Below are 20,621 nucleotides of genomic sequence, written 5' to 3'. Positions count from 1 at the left end.
ATTGGGGGCACGCGACTGGCGAGGGTGGGATACCACCGGGGAGCGGGTATTACGGAGTGGCGTCGTCCGCCTGGGCGCCTTCGGTCGAAGTAACCGGAGGCAGCAGATGGAACTGCGGTACTGCATGCTCGGCATCAAGCTGTCGGACCGCATCGCCCGGCAGCTCGCGTTGCTGGACAGCTTGGGGTCCACCGAGCGGGACGCCTGGTTGTCGCACCTCACCGACGTGAGCATGGTGTCGGACGGCGCGATCCCGTTCCGCGACAACATCGACGTTGCCCACGGCTACGGAGTCCGCTCCATCGCCGAGCCCGGCGGCTCACTCCGCAGTACAGAGATCATCCAAGCCTGCAAGGACAACGGCATCACCCTCACCCAAACCGGCATCCGCCTCTTCCGCCATTAAGCGGCCTGGGCTCAAGGCGATGGGCTCTCCTCGAGGACCTCGATATTGATCTTGGTGTCGAAGTCTGCGCAGGCGGCGAGGAGCGCTTCGGCCGACAGCGGCTCGGGGCCGAATACGTCCGGGTCGGGCAGGAAACGCACCAGTGTGCCCGTGGTGTCGCCGCTCTCGATCTCCGTCGCGGGACCTGGCGGAAGACCGCGCTCATACCGCTGGACCCAGCCGCGACCGTCGACGCGAAGGTTCGTGTGCGTGAGCCACGAACTCAGCGCGGCGACCACCGACATCCCCGACCGCGGTCGGCCGTCCGGCAGTACCTCGGTGTCAGCAACCCCGTAGAACCGCAGATCCCGGGTCGCCATGATCGGCTTCACCATTGGTACCCCGGCCTCGTCGTACCGGGTGTCCGTGCCGCGCCCGTTGTCCTCCACCGAGATCGACCCGTCCCCGTGCAGGACCACCCGCGCCCAGGTCGTCGTCCCCTCCGGAGCCGCCTCATCCAGCGGATAGGCCAGTACTTCGAGCGCCAGATGCAGGAGCCCCCCCTCGGCGTACTGGTCGGCCGAACTCCTGATCTCGGCGATGTGCGCGGGATCGACGGCGGAGGCCCAGTTGTGCGTCGTGATCAAGTCCACCACCCCACCGTATCCACCCAGCAGGTCAAGAGATTGCGCGAGGACGGCGCGAACATCTTGCTGTACAAGCAACTCTTCAACGCCGAGTACTGCGCGAGCCGGCCGGTCGCTGCCACCCGCGAACTGGTCCCGGACCTGCTGGACTTCGCCGGCTGGTTAGAGCGCTACGGAGCAGCGATCCCTCGCTGATAGTCGGCGAGGACCTCGTCGATGACGTGCTGGGCATTGGCGGCGATGCCCTTGTTGGTCTCGCGGTAGTAGGGCAGTTGGATGAGCGCCATCGACAGGGCACGGCCGCGGCTCCGGATCCAGGCGGCGTCATCCACTGCCAGCGCCTCGAGGAAGGCCGGACGGGCGGAGGCGGGCAGCAGGTTCCAGGCCGGGATCAGGTCGCAGGCAGGATCACCGAGGCCCGCGGTGGCGAAGTCGAGTACTGCGGTCAGGCGACCGCCGGCCGTCAGCAGGTTCGACGGCATCAGGTCACCGTGCACCCAGACAGCCTCAGCGGCGGGTGCAGCAGCCAGCGCCGATTCCCAAACAGCCAAGGCGGTCTCGGTGTCGATCCAGCCCTCGAGCTGGACGAGCGCCTCGCGAGTCCCTTTGTCCTCCAGCTCGAGCGGACCACCCCGGTACGCCGGAGGTCCGCCCGGCAGGTCGATCGCCCGGAACGCCCGGATGAACGACGCGAGGTCCTCCGCAAGCCCCGCGGGATCCTCCACCGCCCCGGCAACGGCGATCGACCCCTCGATCCAGCGCTGCACTGACCACGGCCACGGATATCCGTCGCCCGGCTTGCCCATCCCCACCGGCGACGGAATGGCGACAGGCAGCAGCGGCGCGAACCGCGGCAACCACTCGAACTCGTTCTCGATGTCCGAAACGCCACCTTCGATCCGCGGCAACCGCACGGTCAACGAGTCCCCGAGCCGGAACATCGCATTCACCGTGCCACTCGACGGGATCTCCTCGACCCCCAACCCAGCCCACTGCGGAAACTGCGCAGCCACGAGCCGAAGTACGAGCGCGTCATCGATCTCAGCCTCACCGGCATGCATCTTCACGCCCCCATCCCACCGTCAGCCGCCCCACGCTGTCGAACCGAATTCAGAACTCGTGGTTGCGGCGCAGGTGGCGGGGGCGGCCGTCGGGGTCGTAGAGGTGGTCGTAGAGGGGGCGTGCCCAGAGGGTCTGGAGGCGAGTGACGGGCTCGGGGTTGTGGTGTCGGAGTTGGCCGGGCGGGCGGGGGCCGTGCTCGCCCGAGGCGTGCCAGACGTCCAGGGCGGTGGCGGCATCCCTCAGTTGGTCGAAGCCCCCGAGCGGATCGAGGGCGGGCTCGGTGCCGAGGTGCTCGGTCCATAGCTCGGTGCGGAGCGAGGCGGCGAGGTCGGAGCTCGCCACTGCACAGGTGAGTTCGCTGTCGTTGGTCCAGGAGCGACGGTTGAGATTGGCCGACCCGCACGCGAACCACTCGTCGTCCACGACGCACACCTTCGCGTGCACGTAGATCGGCACTCCCTTGTCGTTCTCCAAGTCGTAGATCCCGACCCGGTTCGGCGCCGTAGCCCGCAGCATCCGCAGCGCCTGCAGCTGCCCGTAGCGCGCCGGCGGACCGCTGAGCCGTTCGTCCTGGTCCGGATACCGCGGTACCACGGCGATCACCAGCAGCCCCGGCTCCCGCTCCAATGCCCGGCAGATGCCCTCGGCAACCACCTCGGACCACAGATACTGGTCCTCCAGGTAGATCAAGCGCCGCGCCCGCCCGAACGCCTTCCGATACCCCCGCGCCACGCTGTACTCGCCCTTCGCCGCGAACGGGAACGGCGGATGCTTGTGCCCGTACGTCCGCAACACCTGTACTGCGTGCTCCCCCACCGCCGGCGGATCCGGGAACGCCTCGGGCAGCGTCGACGGATGACGCGGCATCCGCGCCTTTCGTTGGACCAGCACCCGGTACGGCGTACGGCGGTCCAGCGGGTGCGAGTCGTCCCACCGTTCCACGAAGGTTCGCAGGAGATCCCCCACGATCGGGCCCCGCAGTTCCAGCGCGACATCGTGCCAGGGCGCGCGGGATCCGTATCGCTCGTCCATCGGCGCCTGCTGGGGATCACCGTGATGGCGGGCATCGTCCCGGCGCTGGTGGCTCAGGTCGATCCCGCCGACGAACGCCAGGTCCCGCTCGGGTGCGCCGCGGTGCCGGATCACGAACAGCTTCTGGTGGTGCGAGGCCATCCGGCGGACCCGCTGGTCGAGCAGGACCTCGGCACCGGACTCGTTGAGGTCCCGCCCGAGCCGCTGGTTCTCCTGCGCGTTGAACTGCATGTGGTCCGAGTGCGATCGCCAGAGCAGGCCGCGTACCTCGACCCCTGACCTGGCGAGGTCGCAGAGCACCTTGCCGACGGTCGGCCCGTCGGGGTACATCGCCTCGTCCGCGTCGCCGCGCCAGTCGGTGAAGTACACCCGGTCTCCGGCCTTCAGCGCGCACAGTTCGTCGTACAGGCGCTGGAAGTAGACGGCGCCGTGGACCAGCGGCCGGACCAGGTTCCCGTCGGTCCAGGAACCGTCCCGGTCGATCTCGGTGGCCGGGTTGCCCCGCTCCTCCGGCGTCAGGAACCAGTCGCTCACTCAGACCGGGTACCCGCCTGACGCGATCCCGAACGGCGCGATCCCGAACGAATGAGAGGCTGGACAGGTGGACTGGATCAGACGCAGGGCCGGCTCCGTGCTCGCAGTGTCACTCTTCGCACTGCTGGGCTGGAGCTTCGTGGTGGCCGCCTCGATGCCGAGCTGGTTCGACTCCCGCGAGGACTGCGCGCTGACCCTGCACCGCTCGGAGAGCTACGACATCACCGTCACCAGCCAGTGGTTCCCGCCGCGAGCGGCGTGCGACTTCGGCGGCGGCGACGTCGTCCAGTTCATCTCGCCCACCAAATCGGCCATCCTGACGATCGCGCTGATCCTGATCGCCGTGGTGGTCCTCGGCAGCCTGTACCTCGTCGCCCGTCGGCTCTTCGAGCCTGCCGGGGTGGTCCGCTCGGCCGAGGCGGTCGACCTGCGCGCCCGGCAGATCCGGCACCTGATCACCGGCGGCACGGTCAGCTTCGTCCTGATCGCCGCCTTCACCTTCGCCAATGTCTTCGCCCTCGTTCTCGGCGGGCCACTCGGCGGCTTGGTCGGCGCGCTCGCGTTCGCCCTCCTTCTGTCGGCCGTGGCGGCCTCACTCGACCGGCAGATCGGCCCGCTCCCGAGTACTGCGCTGGACTCCCGCCGCCGAGGTGTCGCGGTCGGCTTTGGCACGTTCGCCGCCATCTTCGCCGCGACGGCGCTGACCGGCGACCTGCCGTTCTTCCGCTTCTGGGCCGCACCTGTCGGCGCCATCGCCTCCGTCGCCCTCGTCCGGATGCAGTGGAGGCGACTAGCCCGGCGGGCCGATGGTGGAGCCGGCGACGGGGACACAATCGAGGAAGATCTGCTGGGGGGTCCGCGGTCCTGACGAGGTGATCTGGTCGACCAGCAGGCGAACCGCCCGGCGTCCCAGCTCCCGCCGAGGCACCTCGAACCCGCTGACCTCCGGCCGATCCTTCGGCTGACCGAGCACCGCCACAGACAGGTCGACCGGAGTACGCAGGCCGGCGGCCTCCACCGCTGCCAGCAGCGCCGCGGACAACTCGCCCGTGTCGGTCTCCTCCACGACGACGGCCGTGACCCCCTCAGCCCGCCACCGCTCGATCAACCCGGCGCCGACTTCGGCCGGTGTCGCCCGTACGACGATGCGCCGTACGGCGAGGCGGGCCTTCCGGGCGGCGGCGAGGACACCTGTCTCGCGGTCCGAGGACGAGGGGGCGTCGTCGTCCTCGCGCAGGTAGCGGAGCTCGCGGTGTCCGAGAGCGACGAGCCGCTCCCCCACGGCGGCCGAGGCGGCGACGTAATCCACGCCCACGAAGGGAATCCGCCCGTCCAACTCGTCCCGGCGGCCGATGTAGACCAGTGGGAAACCGCCGCCGAGCAACCAGTCGATCGGTTCCTCCGGCACGTGCCGCCCGAAGAACAGGCAGCCGTCGGCCACCCGGGTCCGACGGATCGCGGTCTTGTCGTGCGCACGTCCCTGGCCGCCGCCGGTCCCGGTGAACAGCACCAGGTCCTGGCCGAGCGCGGCCGCCTCCTCCTCGATCCCCACCAGGATCGGGTAGTAGAACCCGTCCACGTCCGTCGGGAAGGCGGAGGCGAAGGTGTAGACGCCGAGCATGTGGTTGCGCGAGGAGGCCAGCCGAGTGGCGACCGGGTCCGGCACGTAGCCGAGCTTCTCGGCCGCGTCGAGCACCCGCTGTCTGGTCCCCTCGGACAACCGCACCCCGTCGGTGTTCCCGGACAGGGTCAACGACACCGTAGTCTGCGAAACTCCCGCTGCCGCAGCAATATCCGCCTGTCGCGGCGCCCTAGCCATGGCCTCACCCTAGCCAACTCGAATCAGCTCCATGACCGCCCGAATCCCTCCACTCCCAGACTCGCAAGAACCATCCCGCCCGCTAGCGGGTTCCTCGCCGCCTGGCAGTTCGTAAGGCGCCACCGGCCGAACAACCCGCCATCGGGAGGCCGATCACCGACCCGGGCCCGACGGCGTGCGCCACTGGGGACCGCGGACACCAAATGGGGCCGTAACAGCGGTGGCGGTGCAGTTGCCGGGACTGGGGACACCTCCTGGGGCCGTGACAGCCGGTGGCGGTGCAGTTGCCGGGACTCGGGACACCTCCTGGGGCCGTGACAGCCGGTGGCGGTGCAGTTGTCGGGACTCGGGACACCTCCTGGGGCCGTGACAGCCGGCGGCGGTGCAGTTGTCGGGACTCGGGACACCTCCTGGGGGCCGCGACAGCCGGTGGCGGTGCGTTTGTCGGGACCTCGGGCGCGTTCTGGGGACCTGGGACAGGTCATGTCGTGTCCGAGGCCCCGACTTGGTGTCCGAAGCCCCACCTTGTGCACCAGTTGAGCGTCCGGAGCGCCGGGATCTGCTCAGGTGGTGCACAAGGTGCTGCTTTCAGGAGGCACCACTACCCCCTTCCGGGCAAAAGAGATCCCCGAAGGTCCATGCAAGCCAACTCCCCGAACGCCTGAGCGAAGGAGCTCCCTCGCCCTTGTCGCCACACCCCCCAGCGGCTCCGGGATAGCTGCGTTCCTTCCCTGGTCGGGCTGGGGTGGGTCAAGAGTCGGAACTTGTTCCGATCCCGAAGGGACGCCGAAGGCGCTCTTGACGCACACCGGCGCGACTAGCACCATCACGCAGCCCGGAGACGCAACCACCCGCGCTGATGCCAGACGCGACCACCTCCGCATATGCCACCGATGCCACCCCAGCCGAAGCCGGCGAACACCCCCCAGCCCAAACCACACCCAACCACCCGCGCCATTCGCCGACGATTGCCGACGATTGCCGACGATTGCCAAGCACAACGAATCGACGTACTTCGTCGAGCACCAACCTGGCAATCGCCCCGCCGGCTGAAGATCCCCGATTCCCTAGGCGGGCTTGATGTTCTGGTTCAGGTGGAAGACGTTGCCCGGGTCGAACTCGGCCTTGACCCTGGCCAGCCGGTCGTAGTGATCGCCGAACGCCGCCTTGACCCGCTCGGGCCCTTCGTCGCCGATGAAGTTGAGATAGACCGAACCCGTCGAGTACGGCTTGAGGTCGGCGCAGACGTTCCGCGCCCAGGCGATACCTCTCGCATCCTCGGCCGGATCAGCCCAGACGCCGTACGACTGAACCACCCATGGCGCTCCGCGGTGCGGCAGCGGCCACCGGTCGGCGTACCGGGCGACTGCCCCGCCCCATGGGCACACCAATTGCTGGGAGGTCTCGGGCGACGGCATCTCGGTCGCGCGTGCGGTGAAGACGTCCACTGCCTCATCCGGCCAGGACTCGAGGTGCTCTGCCGACCAGTAGTTGCGCAGTCCGGGCGGGTCGTCGAGCGCTGACTGGATCTCTGCATACGACAGCTCGGCCAGCATCATGCCCTCCGGCGCAAGGTCGATCACAGGCGCCAGGGCTGACCGGAGTTGGGCCTCCGAGCCGGTGTACGTCGCTGTCACCCCGACCGCGGGTCGTCCTTGCAGCCCGGGTGGGACGTAATCCCGGATCGGTGCGGCCGAGTAGAACACGCTCCCGCCGAGTTCCTCGGGCGCTCCGCCCTCGAAGAGATCCCTGTAAGCCCGCATCACCGCCGGCCCGGCGTCGGCCGGCCAGAACAACCTCCCGAGCGCAGTACCGGGCAACGGCCGCAGCCTGAATGTCAGCGCGGTCGCGACGCCGAAGTTGCCGCCGCCACCGTGCAGCGCCCAGAACAGCTCCCGGTTCCTGGTGTCGTCGGCGATCACCAACTCACCGGTGGCAGTCACGAGTTCCACCGACACCAGGCTGTCGCAGGCCAGCCCGAACTTTCGCTCCAGCCAGCCCGAACCGCCGCCCAACGTGAGGCCGGCGACCCCCGTGGTCGAAACCCGGCCGCCGGTGGTCGCCAGCGCGTATGGCCAGCAGGCGCCGTCGAGATCGCCCCAGGTCGCACCGCCACCGACCCGGACGATCCGCGCGTCCGGATCGAGCTGCACGCTCCGCATCTTGCGCAGGTCGATGACCAGCCCGCCGTCGCTAACCCCGGTCCCGGCGACACTGTGGCCGGCCCCGCGGACCGCGATCTCAAGCCCTTCGGCCACCCCGAACCGGACCGCGGCGGCGACATCCGCCGCGGACTCGCACTGCGCGATCACCGCCGGCCGCTTGTCGATCATGGCGTTGAAGACGACCCGCGCCGCCTCGTACGCCGGATCGCCCGGCCGCAGCATCACTCCCCCGAATCCCTCCGGTCGCGCCCCGTGCGCCCGCAAGGGTCGCCAAACCGTGTCGGACATGGAACTCCCCCTCGTGCCGCCGCTCCCCCAGTGACAGGCCGCATGCTGCCCTGCCACCCCTGTTCGGTCAACGCTTCGGGGGAAGTCCCGCTCAGGCCGGGCGGATGTTCTGGTTCAGGTGGAACACGTTGCCCGGGTCGAATTCGCGCTTGACCTGAGCCATCCGGTCGTAGTTCTCCTTGCCGAACCCGGCCACCACCCGATCGTGCCCCTCGTCGCCGATGAAGTTCAGGTAGACGGCACCCGTTGCCCACGGCTTCATGTCCGTGCACAGGTCGCGAGCCCAACGGATGCCGGCGGCATCCTCCGCCGCGTCGCTCCACAACCCGAACGGATGGATCACCCAGTCGGCCTGGCGGTGCGGCAGCGGCCACTTGTCGGCATCGCGCGCCACCGCTCCACCCCAGGGCGCCACCAGTTGCTGGGACGGGGACGGGTGCGGCATGTCCGCCGCGCGGTCGCAGAAGGCCTTCACCGCTTTGTCCGGGAACTCGCTCAGGTGCTCAGCGGACCAGTAGTTGCGGAACCCTGGTGGATCGTCGAGTGCCGACTGCGCGGCGGCGTACGGCATCTCGGCGACCATCTGCCCTTCCGGCGCGAGGGCGAACATCGGCGCGAATGCCTCGCGTGTCTCCGCCTCCGTTCCCGCGTAGAAGGCCGCCGCCCCTACGAGCCGCTCACCCTGCAGGTGCTGCGGCACGAACTCCTCCGGCGGCCCGGTCAGGTAGATCACGCCGCCGCCCAACTCCTCCGGCGCATCGGCGTCCATCAGGTCGCGGTACGCACGGATGACCTCAGGTCCGGACTCGGCCGGCCAGAACAGGATCGCGAGCGTCACCGTCGGCAACGGCCGCAGCCGGAACGTGAGCGCGGTCGCCACCCCGAAGTTGCCGCCGCCACCGTGCAGCGCCCAGAACAACTCGGTGTTCTGGTTCTCGTCCGCGATCACCGTCTCGCCCGCGGCGGTGACCAGTTCCACCGACACCAGGCTGTCGCAGGCAAGCCCGAACTTCCTTTCCAGCCACCCCGAACCGCCACCGAGCGTGAGGCCGGCGACACCCGTGGTCGACACGCGACCGCCCGTGGTGGCCAGGTTGTACGGCTGACAGGCGCCGTCGAGATCTGCCCAGGTGGCCCCGCCCTCGACCCGGGCGATCCTGGCGTCCGGATCGACCTGGACCTTCCTCAGCTTGCGCAGGTCGACGACGATGCCGCCGTCCGTCACCCCGGCGCCGGCGACGCTGTGGCCGCCACCGCGGACGGCGATCTCCAACCCCTCCGTGACCCCGTAGCGCACCGCCGCCGCGACGTCGGCCGCGGACTCGCACTGCGCGATCATCCCGGGCCGTTTGTCGATCATCGAGTTGAACACGGTCCTGGCCTCGTCGTACGACGAGTCGCCCGGGCGCAGTACTCCCCCTTGGAACCCGACAGGCCGTTGCATCGTGTCAGACATCGGGAACTCCCCCTTGCATAGCCGTTCCCCAGTGGACAAGCCCGATGCTGCTCCTTCTGCGGCGGACCGGTCAACGCCTTTCCGCTTACCGCACGATCACGCGAATCCCTTGCCTACCAAGGGTTTTCACGCGATCACCGCTCGTCCGCCCTGACTTCTCGTCGCCGCCCTCTAGACTGCCCGACATGACAGGGTCGGCCCCGGAACGCCCGCTGACGCCCTCGACCGATCGCCGCCGGTACGACGGCACCCGTCGGCAGGAGGGGGCCCGGCAGACCCGGTTGCGGATTCTCAGCGCGGCCGAGGACCTCTTCACCACCTCCGGCTACGCCGCCACCACCATCACCGAGATCGCCGCGGCCGCCGCGGTCGCACCGCAGACCGTGTACTCCGCGTTCGGTACCAAACGGGCGATCCTCAAGGAACTGGTCGACACCAGGATCGCCGGCAACGACGAGCCGGTCCCGGTGATCGAACAGCCTTTCGTACAACGGATCCAGGCCACACCGGACGTGCTGGAGAAGTTCAGGATCTTCGCCGAGCACCTGCGCGAGGTCCACGAACGCACGGTCGACGTGCTCTCGGCCCTGCGCGCCGCGGCGGGCTCCGACCCGGACATCGCCGACCTCTGGCGGACCATGCTCGAGCAGCGCCGCTTCGGCCAGGGCCAGTTCGCGCAACATCTCTTCGAGACGGGCCACCTCCGCACCGACCTCGACGTACCGGCGGTGGCGGACATCATCTCTACGCTGATGGACCACGAGCTCTACCGGATGCTGGTTCGCGACCACGGCTGGTCGCCGGCCGCCTGGGAAGCCTGGTTCGCCGACCTGCTCAGCCGTGACCTGCTGAAGCCTTGACCTGCTGAGGTCTTGACGAGCTGAGGTCTTGACGGCCGGCGCGATTTAGGAGGAGTCTCACTCTATCGAATATAGGGGGACTCGCTCATGAACGTGTGGAAGGTGCTTTACCTGGTCGGATTCACCCCGTGGGAGCAGACCGGGGAGCTCGGCGCCGCGCAGATCGAACGGCTGCTGGAGCGTGAGGACGACAGCGGCGGCCCGGCGAAGAAGGCGCTCGACATCGGGTGCGGCCGGGGTGGTCACTCGATCGAACTCGCCCGGCGCGGCTGGCAGGTGACGGGGATCGACTTCGTGCCGCGGGCGATCAAGCAGGCACGCAAGCGGGCCGATGCCGCCGGAGTCAACATCCGGTTCGAGGTCGGCGACGCGACCGAGATGTCCGCGGTGGCGGGGACCGGCTACGGGCTCCTGATGGATTTCGGCTGCTTCCACAGCCTCACCCCGGACCAGCAGGCCGCCTACGCGCGACAGTCCGCGGTGGTCGCGGACTCCGATGCGGCACTGCTGCTGTTCGCCTTTACCGGCGCGACCGGACGCGGCATGCCCAACGGCATCGATCCGGACAAGGTGGAGCGGCTCTTCGCGGACTGGAAGCTCACCGACACCGAGCCCGCCGTACTGCCGGACCGGCTCTCCAAACTCTCCGCGCAGTGGATGCGATTCCAGCGGCAACCGCTTGCCAGCTAGGGTTCACTGTATGAGTGGTGTAGACGTGCGGCCGGTCGCGGTACTCGGTGGCGCCGGGCAGGTGCTCGGCGAGGACGAGGTCACCGGGTTCATCCACGAGTCACTGGCGAAGGCCGGGCTCGACGGGAAGAGCGTCTGCGTGATCGTACCCGACGCGACCCGGAGTTGCCCGTTGCCGCTGCTGCTGACAGCGGTGCGCGGCGCTCTGACCGGAAGGGTCAGCCGACTGACCATACTCGTTGCCCTGGGCACCCATGCGGAGATGACGCCGGCCCAGCTGACGTCCCACCTCGGCGGTTCGTACGACGGGGTCACAGTGCTCAACCACGAATGGTGGAAGGAAGACACGTTCGTCGACCTCGGCACGATCAGCGCGGACCGGGTCGGTGAGATCTCCGGCGGCCTGCTGCACGAGGCGGTCACCGTGAGGCTCAACCGCGCCGTGGTCGAGCACGACGTCGCCCTCGTCGTCGGCCCGGTGTTCCCGCATGAGGTCGTGGGCTTCTCGGGCGGCAACAAGTACTTCTTCCCCGGAGTCGCCGGCCAGGAGGTCATCGACCTGTCCCACTGGCTCGGCGCCCTGATCACCAGCGCGGGCATCATCGGCACGCCGGGCAACACCCCCGTGCGCGCGTTGATCGACGAAGCCGCCTCGCTGATCCCGGCGGAGAAACTCGCGCTCAGCGTCGTCGCCCAGAGCGGCACGAACGCCCTGCACGCGGTGGCCTTCGGCGACACCGTCTCCTCCTGGCAAGCGGCGTCCGCCGTCTCCGCCGAGACCCACATCCGCTACCTCGACAAACCGGTACGCCGGGTCGTCTCGCTGATGCCGTCCCGCTACCAGGACGTCTGGACCGCGGCGAAAGGCTTCTACAAGGTCGAGCCGATCGTGGCCGACGGCGGCGAGGTCATCCTCTACGCGCCGCACGTGACCCAGTTGGCCGCGATGCACCCGGAGATCGAGCAGATCGGGTACCACTGTCGCGACTACTTCCTCGGCCAGTGGGACCAGTTCCGCGACGCCCACTGGGGAGTCCTCGCGCACTCCACCCATCTCCGCGGCGCAGGCACCTGGGACCCGGTGAACGGCGAGCGATGCCGCGTCGACGTCACCCTGGCCACCGGCATCCCCGAGGACGTGGTCCGCCGGGCGAACCTGGGCTATCTGGACCCCGCGAGCATCGACCTCACGCAGTACGAGAACGATCCCGAGACCCTGGTGCTGCCGAACGCCGGCGAGATCCTGCACCGGCTCCGCTGACATTGACGTGACTCGCCGGTAACCTTCCCCGCATGGGACAGACCGAGGTCGCGATCGTCGGGTCCGGGTTCGCCGGGCTCTGCATGGGGATCAAGCTGCGGCAGGCTGGATGCGAGGACTTCGTCATCCTGGAGAAGGCCGACGAGCTCGGCGGCACCTGGCGGGACAACACCTACCCCGGTTGCGCCTGCGACGTCCCGTCGTACCTGTACTCGTTCTCGTTCGAGCAGAACCCGCGCTGGACCCGGATGTTCGCGCCCTGGGACGAGATCCTCGCCTACCTGAAGCACTGCGCGACGAAGTACGGGATCGCCGACAAGATCCGGTACGGCGCCGAGGTCACGGAGGCCGCGTACGACGAGGCGACCGGCCGGTGGACCGTCACGATCAACGGCACCGAGACCCTCGACGCGCAGGCGCTCGTGGCCGGCGTGGGCAATCTGCACCAGCCCAAGTTCCCGGATATCGCGGGGCTCGACTCGTTCAGCGGCACGGCGTTCCACTCGTCGCAGTGGGACCACGACCACGACCTCACCGGCAAGCGCGTCGCGGTGATCGGCACGGGCGCTTCGGCGATCCAGTTCGTACCGCGGGTCGCCGAGCAGGCCGCGCAGCTCGACGTCTACCAGCGCACGGCGCCCTGGATCACGCCGAAGCCGGACCGGGCGATCGGCCCGCGCGAGCGCGCCCTGCACGCGCGCTTCCCGGCGGGACAACGGGCGATCCGGGACGTCATCTTCTGGGGTTTGGAGGCTCGCGGTGTGGGCTTCGCCGGCACCCCCAAGCTGATGAAGGGCCTCGAACTGCAGGCCAAGTGGCATCTCCGCAGGCAGGTCACCGATCCGGAGCTCCGGGCTCGTCTCACGCCGGACTACCAGATCGGCTGCAAGCGGCTCCTCCAATCGAATGACTACTACCCGGCATTCGCGCGGGCCAACGTCGACCTGGTCACCACCCCCATCTCCCGGGTGACGCCGACAGGTGTGGTCACCGCCGACGGCGTCGAGCGCCCGGCCGACACGATCGTGCTCGGCACCGGGTTCGAGATCTCCGGCAACCTGACCAGGATGGGCATCCTCGGCCGCGACGGCGTCGATCTCGGCGACGCCTGGAAACGTAACGGCATCGGCGCCCACCTCGGGATCGCCGTCGCCGGATTCCCCAACCTGTTCCTGCTGGTCGGGCCGAACACCGCGCTCGGCCATTCCTCGATGGTGTTCATGATCGAGGCCCAGGTCCGGTACGTGATGCAGGCCCTGGACCTGCTCAGGCGGCGCAACGCGGCGTCGGTCGAGGTGCGCGAAGAGGCTCAGGAACGGTTCGTGCAGACCGTCCAGGCCGACCTCGACGACACGGTCTGGCAGTCCGGCTGCAACAGCTGGTATCTCGACGCGCAGGGCCGCAACTCCACGATCTGGCCCGACTTCACCGTCTCCTACTGGCGCCGCACCCGCCGCCTGGATCCCTCGGACTACGTCGTCGTCAGCTGACCCCTGGCCCCGGCCGGGGGTTCTCCCGGAGTACTACGGGAGGAGGCGACCGGGCCGGCGTACGACTATGGGTGGAGACGAAGACTGGTCCAAAGACCGACGATTTCTGCCGCTCGGCGACGGATCCTTGAAGCATGAGCCTCCTCCAGATCCTGAGCACAGTCGTCATCGTCGGCGGTGTCCTGATCACCGCCCTGATCGCCATCATCCCCACCGTCGTCGACCGCTGACCCCACCGATCGACCGCTGATCCCACCGTCGACCGCTCGAGCGCACCACCGATCCGCTCGAGCGCGGCCGGATGATGCCGACGCCCGGCAGACCCACTTGGGTCCGCCGGGCGTGCTGCATTTTCGTGGTCCCCGCACGGCGTTGCCCCAGGCAACGGAAGTATGAGCTGCGAGCGCGCCGGTGCTACCGCGGGAGGAGCGCAAGACCGGCCCGGAGACCGATGGCCGGCAGGCCTTCCCGAAGGACTCTTGAAGTATGGAAATCCTCCAGATCCTCGGAACAGCAGCGATCGTCCTCGGCATCCTCGTCACGATCCTGATAGCCATCGTCCCCACCGTCGTCGACCGCTGACCGCCTGGTACTGCGCAGCGTCATAGGCCGCGCAGGGTCTCCTCGAACTCGGCCACCAGACCCTCGCCGGGGTACCGGCGACGCAGCTCCTGATCCAGCTCCCCGCCGACCATCTGCAGATGCAGCTTGCTCTGCCGATCACCCTCGAGCCCGCTCCTCCCGAGCTCGACGGCCTGCTCCAGATCACCCCGTCGGCCCGCGACGATGCCAAGGGTGATCCGGCACTCAGACACCCTCATCGGTCTCAGCTCCACCCCATCCGGCGTGATGTTGTCCCGGATCACGGCGCGCGCGTACTGAGTCGCCTGCTCGTCATCTCCAGCGATCCGGTGAACATCCATCGCGTAGTAGTCCCACTTTGCCGGGTCGACCTTGAAGTGGTTGTCGGGACGGCCGGGATACGGCAGTTGTTCGAGCATCTCCTTGCCGCTCTCGAGCAGCGGGCGGAGACCGGACTCACCGAGTCGCGCCTTCGCCTTCGCCTCCTGCGCGATCAGCTGGACGTGCACGCTGCTGGTCTGCGCGACAGCCTGACCCTTCTGAGCCGCCTCGACCGCCTGGCGGAAGCGCCCCTGCGTGAGCGCGAACCAGGCCGTCATCTCGTGTCCCCAGCCTGCGATTTCAGGGTGACCCGCCTCGAGCCCAAGCTGCATCGCCGCCGTCCGGGTGGACTCGGCCGCCGTACGCATGCCCAGGTCGTACTCCACGCAACCGGCCAGCAGCGCAAGCCAGCCACCGGCAACAAGCAGTTCCTGGTGTGCCTGCAGACCGACCGGCCGGCGGAGCAATCCGGCGACATGCTGAAGCCAGCCCTGCGCTTCCTGCCGGAGCTCTAGAGCGTCACGGTGGCTGTACTGGCAGCAGAGCTCCTCGATCGTCGAGTGGAGGCTCTCCAGCGTGTTCTTGGTCGTGTCACTGGCCTGCATCCGCTGAACCAACTCAGCCGTCTGCCAAGGAGTTCGGTCAAGCTGCGAAACCGTGTCACCTCGCGCAGCGGCGATCAGTTCACCCTTGGCCCGCAAGGCCTCGTCGCACGCTCGGGCCAGGTCATCAGTCGGCGCCTTCCGTCCGTTCTCCAGGTTCGACAGGTAAGACCGGCTGTAGTGGGTCTCCCGAGCCAGGTCAGCCAGCGACCAACCACGGTGATCGCGGTACTCCCTCAGCCGGCTCCCGAAGCTCACACGACCAGTGTTACCCACAGTGCTGTATCCCTGCATTCTGAACCAGAGGGATACGCGGGAGTCCTCGATCCCACCTCGTCGAGTAGCCATGCTTTCGACATGAGCACCGACACGGGGAGGACGCGCAGCGGCGTGGAGGTCGACGCCCGAGGCTGGCCGATCCTCCACTCCGCGGACGAGCCCTGCGACGGCACGCACCCACTCACGGGACGTACCTGCGACCGCGGCTACCACCAGGGCTACCACCGCGACGACACCGGCGCCGAGTGGCTGGACGAGTGACCATCGCCTACCCGCTGAGCTCTGGAACTACCTGCGGCAACCAAGCTGCGGATCAGCCCGTGGGGCGGGTGGGTGGATCAGCTGTACGCCGAACCACCCCGACGGTTGGGAATCGTCAGCCGACCGACAGATGACCGAGCAGGTCCTGCCGGGTGAGAACGCCTACCGGCTTGCCGTCGTCGAGGACCATGAGGGCGTCCTTGCCCTCCAGCAGTTCGACGGCCTTGGCCACGGATTCGCCCGCGCCGAGGGACGGCAGGGCCGGGTCCATGTGCAGCTCGACCATGTCGGCCAGCCGGGCCTGGCCGGAGTACAGGGCGTCCATCAGGGTCCGCTCGGACACCGAGCCGGCCACCTCGGCCGCCATTACCGGCGGCTCGGCCCGAACCACCGGCATCTGGGAGACGCCGTACTCGCGCAGGATCTCGATCGCCTCGGCGATCGTCTCGTGCGGGTGGGTGTGGACCAGGGGCGGCATGCTGCCGTCCTTGCCGGCCAGCACCTGGCCCAGCGTCGTCCCCTGCCGAGCGTGCGCGAGGAACCCGTACTGCGCGAGCCAGTCGTCGTTGAACACCTTCGTCAGGTAGCCGCGGCCACCGTCCGGCAGCAGTACGACGATGACCGCGTCCGGGTCGTCGAGCTCGTGCGCGAGCTTGATCGCCGCGGCTGCGGCCATGCCCGCGGACCCACCGACGAGCATCGCCTCCTCGCGGGCCAGCCGCCGGGTGACAGCGAACGAGTCCGCGTCGGAGATCTCGATGATCCGGTCGCAGATGGTCTTGTCGTAGGTCTCCGGCCAGAAGTCCTCACCGACACCCTCGACCAGGTACGGCCGGCCAGTGCCTCCGGAGTACACGGAGCCCTCGGGGTCCGCGCCGATGATCTGCACGCGGCCGCCGGAGACCTCCTTGAGGTACTTGCCGGTGCCGCTGATCGTGCCGCCGGTGCCGACCCCCGCGACGAAGTGGGTGATCCTGCCCTCGGTCTGCTCCCAGAGCTCCGGGCCGGTGGTCTCGTAGTGCGACAGCGGGTTGTTCTGGTTCGCGTACTGGTTCGGCTTCCAGGCGCCCTCGATGTCGCGGACCAGCCGGTCGGAGACGTTGTAGTACGAGTCCGGGTGCTCCGGCGCGACCGCGGTCGGGCAGACGACCACCTCGGCGCCGTACGCCTTGAGCACGTTGCGCTTGTCCTCGCTCACCTTGTCCGGGCAGACGAAGACGCACTTGTAGCCCTTCGCCTGGGCGACCATCGCCAGCCCGACCCCGGTGTTGCCGGAGGTCGGCTCGACGATCGTCCCGCCGGGCTTGAGCTCGCCGGCGGCCTCGGCTGCCTCGACCATCCGGACGGCGATCCGGTCCTTCACGGAGCCGCCGGGGTTCAGGTACTCGACCTTGGCGAGCACCAGCGGTTTCGCGCCGTCGGTGGTCTTCGAGAGCCGCACCAGCGGGGTGTTGCCGATCAGGTCCAGGAGTGAGTTCACGTAGCGCACGCATCTCACTGTATGGGACATGCGCCTCCACAGCGCCATCGCCGTCACCATCCCCGTCGACGCGGCGGCAGGAGTGACGAGTCACGCAGCGCGTCGGTCCCTATTTTCGCTTGCGCCAGCGTCACAGCGTGTAATCCTGGTCCTATGACAAAAGCCCGGGCCGCCAAGAAACTGGCCCAGGCCGCAGCCTTCGGTGGTGGGGGACTCGGACTGATCGGAGCGACGCTGTACGGCGTACTGACCGCGGAAGCGCGGTACGCCAAGCACGTCATCGGTCCGATGAAGGCTCACCCGGCCAAGGGCGACGGCCTGTATGGCCGGTACCCAGGTCACCCGATCACGCTCGCGATGATCGGAGACTCCAGCGCAGCCGGATACGGCACTTCCTCACCCGACGAGACGCCCGGCGTGCTGCTGGCCTGCGGTCTCGCCGAGCTGGCGAAGCGTCCGGTCCGCCTGGTCGACGTGTCGCGGACGGGGGCGAAGTCCAACGATCTGGCCGGCCAGGTCGACACCGCGCTGCTCGCCGGACCGCACGTGGCGGCGATCCTGATCGGCGTCAACGACGTCAAGTCGCAGATGCCGCCGTCGACCTCCGTCCGGCTGCTCGACAGCGCGGTCCGCCGGTTGCGGGCCGCGAACTGCGAGGTCGTGGTCGGCACCTGCCCGGACCTCGGCGTGGTCCGGCCGATCATGCCGCCGCTGCGCCAGGTGGCCAGGTCGTGGAGCCAGCGGCTCGCCGCCGCCCAGACGATCAGCGTGGTCGAGGCCGGAGGCCGCACGGTGTCGATGGGCTCGCTGCTGAGCGAGGCGTTCCGGACCAACCCGTCGATGTGGGGCCCGGACAACTTCCACCCGTCAGTGACCGGGTACGCCGCTGCCGCGGCCGCGCTGCTGCCCTCGGTCGCCGCGGCCGTCGGGGTCGGCCCGGAGTCCTTCGTGCACCCGGAGTCGTTTCGTGGCGAGGCGGTCCTCCCGATCGCCGAGGCTGCCGTCCAGGCTGCCCGAACGGCCGGTACGGAGGTGGCCGCCGCCAAGGTCGCCGGAAACGACCGCGGCCCCCGCGGACGCTGGGCCCAACTGCGGCACCGTCGCCGGCATCCGAAGGCCGATGTCGACCGGGTCGAGGAAGGGTTCGCGAGCCCGGCGGACGCAGTGCCTGTTGGGAAATAGCGCGTCCGCTGAGCGAGGACTTTCATACCGAAGGTCTTGATTTGCCTCGATGTCCTGGTGCACAGTCGATAACTACGCAGTACCCCGATGACGGGAGGCGAAGATGGGCTTGAACCACTCCGAGGAGACGCACCAACGTCTGGTGCAGAAGGTGCCCGAGTGCACCGGACGCGAGATGACAGAGTGGTTCAAGTTGATGAACGACGGACCGTCGTTCCTGCGCTTCGATGAGCGGGTGAGATGGCTATTGACCGAGTACGCCCTCGCTCACGGGCACGCCACAGCCATCGTCCATGAATACGACCTGGTCAGAGCGCACAGGCGAATGGGCTGACGAGCCGAACAGGAGTCTGAATTCAGCCGAAGGCCTGCCCTTTCAGGTGGAGGGGCAGGTCTTCGTTGCCGTCAGCCCCCTCTTGCTCTGAACCCTCGTGGCGAGCTGCCGGGTGCCGGCGTCAGACCACGCAGAAGTCGTTCCCTTCCGGGTCGGCCATCCAGAAGTGGTCGAGTGAGCCGTTCTGCTCGACCTCGGCCCTCACCGTCGCCCCCGCGGCGACCAGCCGCCCGACCTCTTCCCTGATCCGGCTGTCCCTCAACTCCTGGGGCTGAGCACGCCCACCGCTCACCTGGAGATCCAGGTGCAGCCGGTTCTTCGTCGTCCGCGGCTCGGGCACCTTCAGGAACGAGATCGACGGCAGCCTGCCGTCCGGATCGGACACGTTGGCCCCGTCGTTCCACTCCTCCTCGGGCACCCCCTGCTCCACCAGCCACGACTCCCAGGTGTCCCAGCCCTCCGGCGGATCAGCCTCCACGTAGCCCAGCGCAGTACACCAGAACCGCGCCACCAGCGCCGGGTCCGCACAGTCGATCGTCATCGTCCACCTGGTCGTCATGCGGCAACTCTGGCAAGGCCCACCGACAGTTCCCAGCCGGCAGTTCGTGGGCACTACGGTTCCGGGGCATGCGAAAGGCCCGGCTCCTCCACCTGAAGGAACCGAGCCTCTCGAGTCAGCTAGCCGATGCTAGTCGGCCGGTCAGTCGCCACCGCGCAGGATCGCCAGGATCCGCAGCAGGTTCCAGTACAGCCAGACCAGCGTGACGGTCAGGCCGAACGCGGCCCGCCAGGCCTCGTTCTGCGGGGCTCCGGCGCGGACACCCTGCTCGACCATGTCGAAGTCGAGGATCAGGTTGAACACGGCCAGGCCGGCGCCGAGCGCGGCGAACAACAGACCCATCGCGCCGAACCCGCCGATGCCGGTGTTGACGCCGAACAGGCTGGCGATGAAGTTGATCAGGAGCACGCCGACGAAGCCCATCGTGCCGATGATCACCATCTTGGTGAACCGCGGTGTCACCTTGATCGCGAAGTACTTGTACGTCGCGAGCGTCAGGCCGGCAGTCACCATCGTGGCCAGGATCGCCTGCACGATGATGCCCGGGTCACCGACCCAGTTGGCGATGAACTTGCTGCCGATGCCGAGGAACACACCCTCGGCGAGGGCGTACACCATCAGCAGCGCGGGGTTGATCTTGCGCGAGAACGACAGCACCATCGCGATCGCGAACGCCAGCAGCGCGCCGGCCAGGAACACCGGCGTGACCAGGTTGTCAGGCGTCGTGAACCATGCGACGAAGGCCGCCGCGACGACGACACCCAGCGTGATCGAGGTCTTGACGATGACGTCGTCCAACGTCATGGGACGGCTGGCTGCGGGCGCGCCCTGGTACTGCTGGGGCGGCATACCGGGCCCGCCGTACTGGCCGGGCTGACCGTAAGGACCCGGCTGACCGTACGGAGCGGCCCCGGGATAGGCCTGGCCTTGGCCAGGCGCAAATGCACTCGACCGGTTCAGGACCGGGTTACTGCTCTGCATGTCATCCTCCTGATGACCCACTGTCGACCCGCTGTGGGTCGTGTCGCGATACTACGGGTCCACCCTTAACAACGCCTGAGGAACACCTACGTGTTCCCCAACCGGATCCCACAGGTTGCAAAACCCAACCAGCTCAAGCATTTCCGAGCCAGCACAACCGCTCCGGAGGCATCGGAATCGCGGCACGCGAATACGACCGAACACCACGCCGCCAGCACCCCGCCTCCACCAGCCCGCAGCGCCCCAGCAATTCGCTCCGACCGAGCACCCCGGCCTGCTCGTTCACGTGGGGATAATGCCGTAGCTACGGCGGTCTGACCAGGGTGGTTGCAACTTGCTGCGGACGCGGCA

20 protein-coding genes and 1 riboswitch are annotated in these 20,621 nt (G+C 68.5%); of the genes, 10 read left to right on the top strand and 10 right to left on the bottom strand.

From position 1 onward, the window contains the following. Nucleotide 1: 1 nt before the first annotated feature. A riboswitch (ZMP/ZTP riboswitch) is annotated at nt 2-83 on the top strand. A gap of 23 nt (nt 84-106) precedes the next feature. Continuing rightward, nucleotides 107-406 (top strand): hypothetical protein, encoded by a 300-nt coding sequence (locus EV648_RS12005; protein WP_132289231.1) that lies wholly within the window; start codon nt 107-109, stop codon nt 404-406. Between the two features lie 11 nt (nt 407-417). On the opposite strand, the gene EV648_RS12000 is transcribed toward EV648_RS12005, so the two are convergent. Then, nucleotides 418-1,038: a hypothetical protein gene (locus tag EV648_RS12000; RefSeq protein WP_199234558.1), complete on the bottom strand. Its 621-nt coding sequence runs from the start codon at nt 1,036-1,038 to the stop codon at nt 418-420. Between EV648_RS12000 and EV648_RS11995 the strand changes: the two genes are divergently transcribed. Continuing rightward, nucleotides 1,018-1,227 carry a hypothetical protein gene (locus tag EV648_RS11995; RefSeq protein ID WP_132289228.1) on the top strand — a complete coding sequence of 70 codons (210 nt, stop codon included), beginning with the start codon at nt 1,018-1,020 and terminating at the stop codon, nt 1,225-1,227. The genes EV648_RS12000 and EV648_RS11995 overlap by 21 nt on opposite strands. On the opposite strand, the gene EV648_RS11990 is transcribed toward EV648_RS11995, so the two are convergent. Both EV648_RS11990 and EV648_RS11985 read right to left on the bottom strand, forming a co-directional pair. Next, nucleotides 1,203-2,093 carry an aminoglycoside phosphotransferase family protein gene (locus tag EV648_RS11990; RefSeq protein WP_132290550.1) on the bottom strand — a complete coding sequence of 297 codons (891 nt, stop codon included), beginning with the start codon at nt 2,091-2,093 and terminating at the stop codon, nt 1,203-1,205. The two genes, EV648_RS11995 and EV648_RS11990, sit on opposite strands and share 25 nt — an antisense overlap. 49 nt (nt 2,094-2,142) lie before the next feature. Then, nucleotides 2,143-3,660, bottom strand: a complete 1,518-nt coding sequence (locus EV648_RS11985; protein WP_132289225.1) for a phospholipase D-like domain-containing protein — start codon at nt 3,658-3,660, stop codon at nt 2,143-2,145. A 67-nt stretch (nt 3,661-3,727) separates the two neighbouring features. On the opposite strand from EV648_RS11985, the gene EV648_RS11980 reads away from it, so the two are divergent. Next, nucleotides 3,728-4,528: a hypothetical protein gene (locus EV648_RS11980; protein WP_132289222.1), complete on the top strand. Its 801-nt coding sequence runs from the start codon at nt 3,728-3,730 to the stop codon at nt 4,526-4,528. Here the strand turns inward: EV648_RS11980 and EV648_RS11975 are convergent. The 3 genes from EV648_RS11975 to EV648_RS11965 form a co-directional block, all read right to left on the bottom strand. Continuing rightward, on the bottom strand, nt 4,451-5,479 hold the full coding sequence (locus tag EV648_RS11975) for a LacI family DNA-binding transcriptional regulator (protein ID WP_132289219.1): 1,029 nt from the start codon (nt 5,477-5,479) through the stop codon (nt 4,451-4,453). The two genes, EV648_RS11980 and EV648_RS11975, sit on opposite strands and share 78 nt — an antisense overlap. A 1,067-nt stretch (nt 5,480-6,546) precedes the next feature. After that, complete coding sequence (locus tag EV648_RS11970; protein WP_132289216.1) at nt 6,547-7,932, bottom strand: FAD-binding oxidoreductase; 1,386 nt, start codon at nt 7,930-7,932, stop codon at nt 6,547-6,549. Nucleotides 7,933-8,023: 91 nt separating this feature from the next. Further along, entirely contained in the window at nt 8,024-9,388 is a 1,365-nt protein-coding gene (locus tag EV648_RS11965; RefSeq protein WP_132289212.1) for an FAD-binding oxidoreductase, read from the bottom strand. A gap of 185 nt (nt 9,389-9,573) precedes the next feature. On the opposite strand from EV648_RS11965, the gene EV648_RS11960 reads away from it, so the two are divergent. The 4 genes from EV648_RS11960 (at nt 9,574) to EV648_RS11945 (ending at nt 13,689) form a co-directional block, all read left to right on the top strand. Further along, a complete protein-coding gene (locus tag EV648_RS11960; RefSeq protein ID WP_158293970.1) occupies nt 9,574-10,248 on the top strand; it encodes a TetR/AcrR family transcriptional regulator in 675 nt (224 codons plus the stop codon). A gap of 87 nt (nt 10,249-10,335) precedes the next feature. Beyond that, on the top strand, nt 10,336-10,938 hold the full coding sequence (locus EV648_RS11955; RefSeq protein WP_132289205.1) for a class I SAM-dependent methyltransferase: 603 nt from the start codon (nt 10,336-10,338) through the stop codon (nt 10,936-10,938). A gap of 10 nt (nt 10,939-10,948) precedes the next feature. Further along, nucleotides 10,949-12,199 carry a lactate racemase domain-containing protein gene (locus EV648_RS11950; RefSeq protein ID WP_132289202.1) on the top strand — a complete coding sequence of 417 codons (1,251 nt, stop codon included), beginning with the start codon at nt 10,949-10,951 and terminating at the stop codon, nt 12,197-12,199. Nucleotides 12,200-12,231: 32 nt separating this feature from the next. Beyond that, nucleotides 12,232-13,689, top strand: a complete 1,458-nt coding sequence (locus tag EV648_RS11945) for an NAD(P)/FAD-dependent oxidoreductase (protein WP_132289199.1) — start codon at nt 12,232-12,234, stop codon at nt 13,687-13,689. Nucleotides 13,690-14,291: 602 nt separating this feature from the next. Here EV648_RS11945 and EV648_RS11940 read toward each other — a convergent pair. Next, the gene (locus EV648_RS11940) at nt 14,292-15,452 is read right to left on the bottom strand and encodes a helix-turn-helix domain-containing protein (RefSeq protein WP_132289196.1); all 1,161 of its coding nucleotides are present in this window, start codon (nt 15,450-15,452) and stop codon (nt 14,292-14,294) included. A 99-nt stretch (nt 15,453-15,551) separates the two neighbouring features. Here EV648_RS11940 and EV648_RS11935 point away from each other — a divergent pair, with 99 nt between their 5' ends. Next, the gene (locus EV648_RS11935) at nt 15,552-15,734 is read left to right on the top strand and encodes a hypothetical protein (protein WP_132289193.1); all 183 of its coding nucleotides are present in this window, start codon (nt 15,552-15,554) and stop codon (nt 15,732-15,734) included. Nucleotides 15,735-15,849: 115 nt separating this feature from the next. On the opposite strand, the gene EV648_RS11930 is transcribed toward EV648_RS11935, so the two are convergent. Further along, entirely contained in the window at nt 15,850-17,223 is a 1,374-nt protein-coding gene (locus EV648_RS11930) for a cystathionine beta-synthase (protein ID WP_241995068.1), read from the bottom strand. 144 nt (nt 17,224-17,367) lie between these two features. Here EV648_RS11930 and EV648_RS11925 point away from each other — a divergent pair, with 144 nt between their 5' ends. Together EV648_RS11925 and EV648_RS11920 are read left to right on the top strand one after the other, a co-directional pair. Then, nucleotides 17,368-18,396 (top strand): SGNH/GDSL hydrolase family protein, encoded by a 1,029-nt coding sequence (locus EV648_RS11925; RefSeq protein WP_132289187.1) that lies wholly within the window; start codon nt 17,368-17,370, stop codon nt 18,394-18,396. 103 nt (nt 18,397-18,499) lie between these two features. Beyond that, a complete protein-coding gene (locus EV648_RS11920; protein ID WP_132289184.1) occupies nt 18,500-18,730 on the top strand; it encodes a DUF4287 domain-containing protein in 231 nt (76 codons plus the stop codon). Between the two features lie 121 nt (nt 18,731-18,851). Here the strand turns inward: EV648_RS11920 and EV648_RS11915 are convergent, their stop codons facing one another. Together EV648_RS11915 and EV648_RS11910 are read right to left on the bottom strand one after the other, a co-directional pair. Next, complete coding sequence (locus EV648_RS11915; protein ID WP_132289181.1) at nt 18,852-19,289, bottom strand: VOC family protein; 438 nt, start codon at nt 19,287-19,289, stop codon at nt 18,852-18,854. Nucleotides 19,290-19,430: 141 nt separating this feature from the next. Further along, nucleotides 19,431-20,270 carry a Bax inhibitor-1/YccA family protein gene (locus tag EV648_RS11910; protein WP_132289178.1) on the bottom strand — a complete coding sequence of 280 codons (840 nt, stop codon included), beginning with the start codon at nt 20,268-20,270 and terminating at the stop codon, nt 19,431-19,433. Between the last annotated feature and the right edge of the window lie 351 nt (nt 20,271-20,621).

The organism is Kribbella sp. VKM Ac-2568 (assembly GCF_004345365.1).
GTDB lineage: Bacteria > Actinomycetota > Actinomycetes > Propionibacteriales > Kribbellaceae > Kribbella > Kribbella orskensis.
Note: the sequence above shows the minus strand (reverse complement) of the source record. Positions and strands in the feature narration are given on the sequence as shown.